Below are 7,713 nucleotides of genomic sequence, written 5' to 3' on the forward strand. Positions count from 1 at the left end.
ATTGATTCTGCTGTGGTGCCTGTATTTTCTGATACTGCTATCTGAGTTGCCTCGTAATCCACAAGCTCAACGTCAAAATTGGATTCGGGCGTTATCTTTATGCTTATTTTCTGTCCCTCGCATGCCGAGAAGTAATACCAATCGTCTTTGTCACCACTTGGATCGAGCTGGCCGGTTGTTCCCCTACCTGGTGCACCATCTTTTATCTCTCCAGGATACAATGGAAGAGATTTGAGAATGCTGTCGCCCGTATCCGTGTTATAACCGGCGTCGTTTTCTTCTTCACCCAAATTAGCAGTTACCGGTTCCTCAGAAGGATCCATCCGTACATATTGGTCAAGTGCGCATGATTCAGTTTGGTCGTTTCCATCGTCTGGACTAACATCCACTGTATTTTTACTCTCTGTTGGCGAAGAGTACATAGTGGTATTTTTATTATCTTGAATTGGTGTTGGCACTACTACCATCGTTGCCAACACCATCAATACCGCCACTATAACTCCTATCGCCGCTTTTGCTTTATATTTCCTCATTTTATTGCCTCCAAATAGAAATATGCTGGAGTTATTTAAAATTAACTGATGATGGCTGAAAAGCAGGCATGTCCAAAAATTTAAACATAAATTTAGGCTTGCCTTGGAGATTTCATTGGCAACTCTTCAGCCAGGTAAAAAAGCGGTAATATCGGGAATGAAAGGAGGAACTGGCTTCAAGATAAATTTGAGAACGAGGGGTATAAGGGAAGGTAAAATTGTTGAGGTTGTAACGGCACATCCACTGCGGGCCCCAATCGTGATACGGATAGATGGAAAAGGCACTTCCATAGGGCGGGGGATGGCAAGCAAAATTTTTGTGAATGTAGGAAATGTTTAAGTAATATTTTTTCATACTTCCCCATGCATCAGAAATTATTTACTCCTGGGCCAAGCGAAGTGAGGATGGAAATTTTGCAGGCGATGGCAACACCCCAGATACATCACCGTTCTAAAGAATTTTCCCAACTTTATGCAGACCTCCAGCCAAAACTGCAAAAATTGTTGTATACACAAAATCCGGTGCTATTATTCATGTCTTCCTCTACAGGGGCCATGGAATCGGCAGTAATAAACGGCGTTAAAAAGAAATGTTTAAATCTTGTAAATGGGGCTTTCTCAAAAAGATGGCATAAGATAACAGAAATGAATGGCATTCCATGCGATATGTTGAGTATTGAATGGGATAAAGCGATAAAGCCCGAGATGGTTGAGGAAAAACTGGAAACGGGAGAATATGATGCGGTAGCTCTTGTATTTAACGAGACGTCTACGGGAATGATGAATCCATTGGAAGATATATCGGAGGTCATTAAAAAGTATCCGGACGTTTTCTTTTTTGTTGATGCGGTTTCTGCAATGGGTGGAGCCAGAATAGAAGTAGATAGGTTTGGCATAGATATGTGTCTCGCCGGCGTCCAGAAATGTTTTGCTTTGCCATCTGGTATAGCCGTTGCATCTGTAAGCGATAGGCTGATCAAAAGAGCCGGGGAAGTGAATAGAGGCTATTATTTCAATCTCCCGTTGATGTATAAGTACCATCTTAAAAATCAGACGAGGGTGACACCGGCAATATCGCAGATAATTGCACTGAATGCTCAAATGGATTACATAATAAACGAGGAAGGCCTGGAAAACAGATTTGCAAGGCATGAGAAGATGGCAAAGATTGTGCAGGAATGGGCAAGGAAATATTTTGATATTTATCCGGAAAGGGGGTACGAATCAAAAACGCTTACGTGCATTAGAAATACCAGGGGCATATCTGTAAAGGAACTGAATGATGAACTGGCAAAGCACTACATGCGCATTTCAAATGGATATGGCGACTTGAAGGAAAAAACATTCAGGATAGCCCACATGGGAGATCTGCAGGTCCAGGACATATACGGCCTGCTCGATGTCATAGAAGAAATACTCGACCTATAAATGTCAGAAAAAAATGAGATAAGGAAAAGGCTGCTGGGTAGGAGAAATTCTCTTTCTATAATAGAAATTTTTGAAAGAAGTAATTTAGTGATGAGCAATATTTACGGTATGGAAGATTTTGTAAAGGCGGAAGTTGTCCTGCCGTACATTTCATTTGGCACGGAAGTGAACACACATGGGCTTATACGCTCTCTCATAGGAAATAAAAAAGTTCTTGTTCCTGTTGTGACGGACAGAAAAAAAAGGGAAATAATTTTATCTGAGTTGAGAGACTGGAAAGAATTATCATCTGGTGCCTATGGGATTCTTGAGCCGAGAAAAGGATACGCAAGGGAGAGAGGGGCAAATGAAGTTGATATCTCTATTATCCCCGGGATAGCGTTTGATACCGATGGCAATAGGATAGGATATGGAGGGGGATATTATGATAAATTGTTGAAAAGGGTGGCAGGGATAAAAGTTGGCATTGCCTATGACTTCCAGGTTCTGGAGAGAATACCAAATGAAGGACATGATGTCAGGGTGGATAAGGTTGTGACAGAGAAAATGATTATAGATACAAAATAAATTTTTCGATAATTGTACCACATTTTTTATAAATGGACGAAATGTATACCTCAAAAGAAACTTTAAATATAGAGTTTGGATAAACAAGAATTCGGGGTTGAAAAAAATGAAGAAAAAAGCGATACTAAAAGTGTGTACTTTTGCCATTGTGATAACGCTCTTTCTCCCTGGCTTTTCTATGGGAGCAAATGGATCAGAAGGAGACATGACAGCCAATGGCGTTGCGGTGGATAGTCAGGATAACATCATTGTCACTGGGGAGGTATATGACTATTCAAAAGACAAATGGATCATAAGAACGGAAAAATATGATGGAAGCGACGGGCATTTAATATGGAGTAAAGATTTCGATAAATATAATTTCAATATCGGTAAGGATGTTGCAGTTGATTCTAACGATAACATAATTGTCGCAGGCTCGGTAAATGAAACAGCAATAGTGGGATTTAATTACTGTTTGATAAAGTACAGCAAGGACGGCACTTATCTATGGCATCAAACATATCACAGAAAGTTTTATGATACGCCGTGGAGAGTTGTAATCGACAACGCCAACAACATATTTGTTACAGGCCTGTCTCTTAAAATAGATCTTTCTGTTGGTATTTCCAGCGATTACTGGACAATAAAATGTGCTTCAAACGGAAATAAATTGAAGGAAAAAGTTTTTGATGAAAGTGACACTGACCTGGCTTTTGGTATTGCTCTTGACGGCAACAACAACATTATTGTAACGGGTTCGTCAAATTACAATGGTCAGCTGGTGTACTGCACATTAAAATATGACAATAATTTGAATAAAATATGGGGTCTAGTATATTACGGCAGTGGAAATGAGAATAACAGCGCTTCTGGAGTTGCAGTAGATTCACACAACAATGTAATCGTAACCGGCGGCTCTGAAGAGGAATTAAATAAGGATTATTTGACAGTAAAATATGACAGCAGTGGAAATAAACAGAAAGATCATAAATATGATATTGCAGGAACTGATGATGCCCTCGGCATAGCGGTGGACAGCAAAGACAACATCATCGTAACGGGAACTTCAACTGATGCATATGGCAGCCATTTCTGCACGGTAAAATATGGTAATAATCTCAATGATTTGTGGATTAAAAAAGAAGATTTTACCGGCGGTGCCAAGGACGTTGCAATTGATTCCAATAACAACATAATTGTTACAGGCTATAATGAAGGCGACCGTAGCCATTATTATACGATAAAGTATTCTCCTGGCGGGGAGATATTGTGGGAAGGAGGCGGAGGGGAGGGGCCCGCACAGCCGCCGGTCGCAGATTTTACGTTCACCCCGGCAAACCCGACAAGGGCTGACTTTGTCCATTTCAATGATAAATCCACTGGTAGCGTAACGTCGTGGCAATGGGATTTTGGGGATGGACATACGTCAAATGATAGAAATCCATTGCATAAGTATGCAGCTACTGGAACGTTTGATGTTACATTGACTGTCAGTGGCCCGGCAGGTACGGATACAAAAATCGGGCATATTACCGTATCAAATGCGAAACCTGTTGCAGATTTCACTTACAGTCCTCTAAATCCAATTGACGGGCAGACAGTATCTTTTGATGCCTCCTCTTCGTACGACCCCGACGGAAGCATTGCATCATGGTCATGGGATTTCGGAGACGGAAATGCAAGCGATGGGCAGAGCACAACACATCAATATACAACAAATAAAACATATACCGTTACGTTGACTGTTACTGACAACGATGGAATGACTACATCTACAAAAAAATTTGTAACAGTAAATAGTGAGGGAGATAACATACCTCCAGTTCCTGCTCTTGAATATTCTCCTCTCCAACCTCAGCCGGGAGAAATCGTTAGCTTTAACGCTAGCGAAAGTTATGACCCAGATGGGAGCATAGACATATATAAATGGGACTGGGGAGACGGAACATATGATGAAAAGACAATACCCACAGTGACACACACATGGTATGAAGAGGGAGAATATCTGGTCACGTTACAGGTGGAAGACAATGGTAGTGCTATTAATACTTATAGCTTTAACATGAAAATAGGAGGAGGGAATCCAGAATTAATAATTTCACTTGGTGTCTCCAATATAGCTCCGTTTAATGAGAATTCAGAGAGAACTATCCCAATAAAAATTTATTGCTATAATTTCTCTGCGAACAATGTCACTATTTCCATTTTGGAAAATGCTAATCTTACCATAATACCCATTACACCTAACATAAATTTAAAGAATGGAGAAGAAAAAGATTTCCTTATAAGAATTAAAGTACCGAAATTAAGTGAGAATTTGACTGTCGGTACCAAAACCATAAGAATTCAGGCGACAGGTGATAACGGGATTAAAAGCAACATCGAAGACGTGGACATAATAATTCATAGATCTGGAGGAGGCACACCGGGATTTGCAGCACTTTTAACAATCGGAGCGATTTTTATTGCTCTTCTGTTCATGAGAAAAATAAGATAATATTATCCTCTCGTCCTTCCCTTTGTGCCCAGCCAGCATTCAAAAAATAGCGACACATAGTTATATCCAATATCAATTAAGAGAACATGCTTGACCTGCTCCGCTTCCTTATAGGCATGGCCATTTTACTTTATGCATCCTACACCGACTTCAAATACAGGATTGCAAGAAACGAACTCTGGATGATTGCGGGCGCCGCCGGCCTGCTTCTCATGTTATTTTCTAATTATTCGCTTCCCAAAGTCCTGTTTTCCGTTATGCTCATGCTTTCCATCTCATTTTCATTGCTTTTTTTTGGTATGGGCGGGGCAGACGCCAAAGCTCTCGTTGCCATATCTTTGCTCGTTCCCCTTTTTCCCCGCATAGGCAGCCTGCCGCTCTGGATGGCACCGGTAGAATTTCCATTTCCCCTGATAATTTTTGTGAATTCGCTTCTGCTATTTCTCCTTATACCCCTTGCATTTTTTGTATGGAACATGAAAAAAGGTGTTTTTGAGTTTCCATTTTACTTCTTTGGGTATAAAATGAAGGCGAGTGAAATAAAAGAAAAATTTGTCTGGCCGATGGAAAAAATTGAAGATGGAAAAAGAAAAAAAACGGTACTCCCTCAAAAAGATTTGAATCCGGAGATTTTTGGGGATGGCGTAATATGGGTCACTCCAAAAGTTCCTTTTCTTATACCTCTCACTGCAGGCTATTTCATTTCATTTATTCTGGGCGATATTTTATATAAAATAATATCACTTTTTATCTAAGCTCGCTTCCGTCATCTCTTCTATTTCTTTTATCCTGTTGTTCATAACATCTATCATTCTTTTCTGACTCAATATCAAATTCTTTATAGAATCATTTAGCTCACTGACTGTAGAATCCACAATGGCAGCTGTCAATCTTCTGTGCCTGTTGACAGCAAAAGACAACCGTTTGTATTCCTCCGCCTCCGCCTCCCCGACTTCCTTCCTGATTTTTTTATACATCTCGTTTATTTCTTTTTCTTTATCGATAATGTCCTGTACTTTCTGCAGCAAAATTTTCTTTGAGAATGGTTTTACAATATAATTTTCTATGCTGTTTATGGGTTTATCTTTTGTATCATCCGGTGTAAGGGGAAGAGCAGTAAGCATTGATACGGGAATATCCTTGAATTCTTCATCACTTTTTATTTTTTTCAAAGTTGTCCATCCGTCCATTCCTGGCATCATTATATAGAGAAGAATAAGATCGGGTTTTTCTTTTTTCAACTTTTTTAAGCATCCGTCCCCGCTGTTTGCTGTTGTAACCTTATACCCCTCCGATTCCAGCATTTTTTTAACTATGTCGACTACTTCATACTCATCATCGACAATCATTATCCTTTTACTCATTTTCTCACCTTATGGATTCTTCTAGTTTTATGAGTACTTCCCTTATAGTAGTAGATGACTCCACTATGTCTCTCACCATCTGCTTTCCAAACGGCTTGAAACCTTCTCCGCCCGCCGATTCGATTCTCCGCTTCACCATTTCCATGAGAACATCGGATGACGGCATCCCTAGATACATTTTCTCAATATCCCTTCCCTTCAAATAGTTTTTCACTATATCGTCAACTATGTCCACAGATGATAGCACTGCCGACATATGCAACCTTTCATCATCCAGTTTGCTTATAATATACTGAAAAACCCCGTCATCTCTTATGTATTCGACCTCATCAATTAAAAGCACGACAGGCCTTTCTATAGCCTCTTTTTTTAAGAAAACTCTGGAAAAAAATGAAGGTTTTATAGCCTGCTCTACTTTCGTTTTCACCTCTCCCACAGTCAATTTTTCTCCACCGTGAATCATTATTGGCTCTATTTTATAAATCGGTGCAAATTCATTCATCCAGAGAAGAAAAGTGGTCTTTCCTATCCCGGTTTTCCCAAGAACCCAGAAACATTCGCTTCTCCCGGCTATTGTTTTGAGAATTACTTTCCTTGCCTCATCCTTGTATACCATAAAGCCGGGATTCGGCTCATTTGGGTTCAGAAGAATCCGCTCGTTTAACATCTCCTATCGTAAATAACTCCTGCTTTATATTTCTTTCACTATTTTTCACCAGTTTGCCATCAAATTTTATAAAATTATGAAATGCCTCCATCCCAAATATAGTAAACTCTTAATATCCTCCCTTTATTTACGAGAGATATTTAACATGGAACTGAGAAGAGAACTTGGCTTAAATACGCCAATTCCTAAAACTTGTTTCTTTTTCGAAGTAATTGGCAGTCCTGTTCATCGCTTCTCTAACTGTTTCAAAATTGCTATTCTGTAGGATATCTTTACCATACTTTGAGAACACTCTTTCAATCATGTTCATCCAGCTAGCATTTGTAGGAAGATAGACTAGGTGTATCTTTGGATGGAGGGAATTCCATACTCTTATTGTATAGGAAACGTGTGCACTCCAATTATCGAGAATGACGTAGATTTCTTTGTCAGGATACATTCTTAGTAGATCTTCAAGGCACTCTATGATAATAAAACTGTTTTTCCAGTCAAAGAACCAGTAATGTATCTCGCCAGTATGAACATTAATTGCTGCTGGCATTTCCAGCAATCCTCTAACTTTTTGTTTTGCTGGATGTTTCACTCTCCTTACTTTTGTGTAAACATAGCCGGTATATTGTTTGATAGCTATCTTTGCTTTCTGATCGAAGCTAAACACAATGCTGTTTGGAGGAG

Annotated in this window: 9 protein-coding genes; 5 read left to right on the top strand and 4 right to left on the bottom strand. The window is 39.6% G+C overall.

Going from position 1 to position 7,713, the window contains the following annotated elements:
- The coding region (locus tag U9O96_04470; GenBank protein ID MEA2054354.1) for a hypothetical protein at window positions 1-533 on the bottom strand (533 nt) is incomplete at its 3' end.
- A gap of 115 nt (window positions 534-648) precedes the next feature.
- Between U9O96_04470 and U9O96_04475 the strand changes: the two genes are divergently transcribed.
- The 5 genes from U9O96_04475 to U9O96_04495 all read left to right on the top strand — a co-directional run bounded on the left by U9O96_04475 (window position 649) and on the right by U9O96_04495 (window position 5,762).
- Window positions 649-873 (top strand): FeoA family protein, encoded by a 225-nt coding sequence (locus tag U9O96_04475; protein MEA2054355.1) that lies wholly within the window; start codon window positions 649-651, stop codon window positions 871-873.
- 23 nt (window positions 874-896) lie between these two features.
- Window positions 897-1,961: an alanine--glyoxylate aminotransferase family protein gene (locus U9O96_04480; protein ID MEA2054356.1), complete on the top strand. Its 1,065-nt coding sequence runs from the start codon at window positions 897-899 to the stop codon at window positions 1,959-1,961.
- Window positions 1,962-2,528, top strand: a complete 567-nt coding sequence (locus U9O96_04485) for a 5-formyltetrahydrofolate cyclo-ligase (GenBank protein MEA2054357.1) — start codon at window positions 1,962-1,964, stop codon at window positions 2,526-2,528.
- A gap of 106 nt (window positions 2,529-2,634) precedes the next feature.
- Window positions 2,635-5,007 carry a PKD domain-containing protein gene (locus U9O96_04490; GenBank protein ID MEA2054358.1) on the top strand — a complete coding sequence of 791 codons (2,373 nt, stop codon included), beginning with the start codon at window positions 2,635-2,637 and terminating at the stop codon, window positions 5,005-5,007.
- An 86-nt stretch (window positions 5,008-5,093) separates the two neighbouring features.
- The gene (locus tag U9O96_04495; protein ID MEA2054359.1) at window positions 5,094-5,762 is read left to right on the top strand and encodes an A24 family peptidase C-terminal domain-containing protein; all 669 of its coding nucleotides are present in this window, start codon (window positions 5,094-5,096) and stop codon (window positions 5,760-5,762) included.
- On the opposite strand, the gene U9O96_04500 is transcribed toward U9O96_04495, so the two are convergent.
- The 3 genes from U9O96_04500 to U9O96_04510 all read right to left on the bottom strand — a co-directional run.
- Complete coding sequence (locus tag U9O96_04500; GenBank protein MEA2054360.1) at window positions 5,748-6,371, bottom strand: response regulator; 624 nt, start codon at window positions 6,369-6,371, stop codon at window positions 5,748-5,750. The two genes, U9O96_04495 and U9O96_04500, sit on opposite strands and share 15 nt — an antisense overlap.
- Before the next feature lie 4 nt (window positions 6,372-6,375).
- Window positions 6,376-7,038, bottom strand: coding sequence for an AAA family ATPase (locus U9O96_04505; GenBank protein MEA2054361.1), 663 nt, complete (start codon window positions 7,036-7,038; stop codon window positions 6,376-6,378).
- 169 nt (window positions 7,039-7,207) lie between these two features.
- The coding region (locus U9O96_04510; protein MEA2054362.1) for an IS630 family transposase at window positions 7,208-7,713 on the bottom strand (506 nt) is incomplete at its 5' end.

The sequence above is a fragment of the Candidatus Thermoplasmatota archaeon genome, assembly GCA_034660695.1.
Taxonomy (GTDB): domain Archaea; phylum Thermoplasmatota; class E2; order UBA202; family DSCA01; genus JAYEJS01.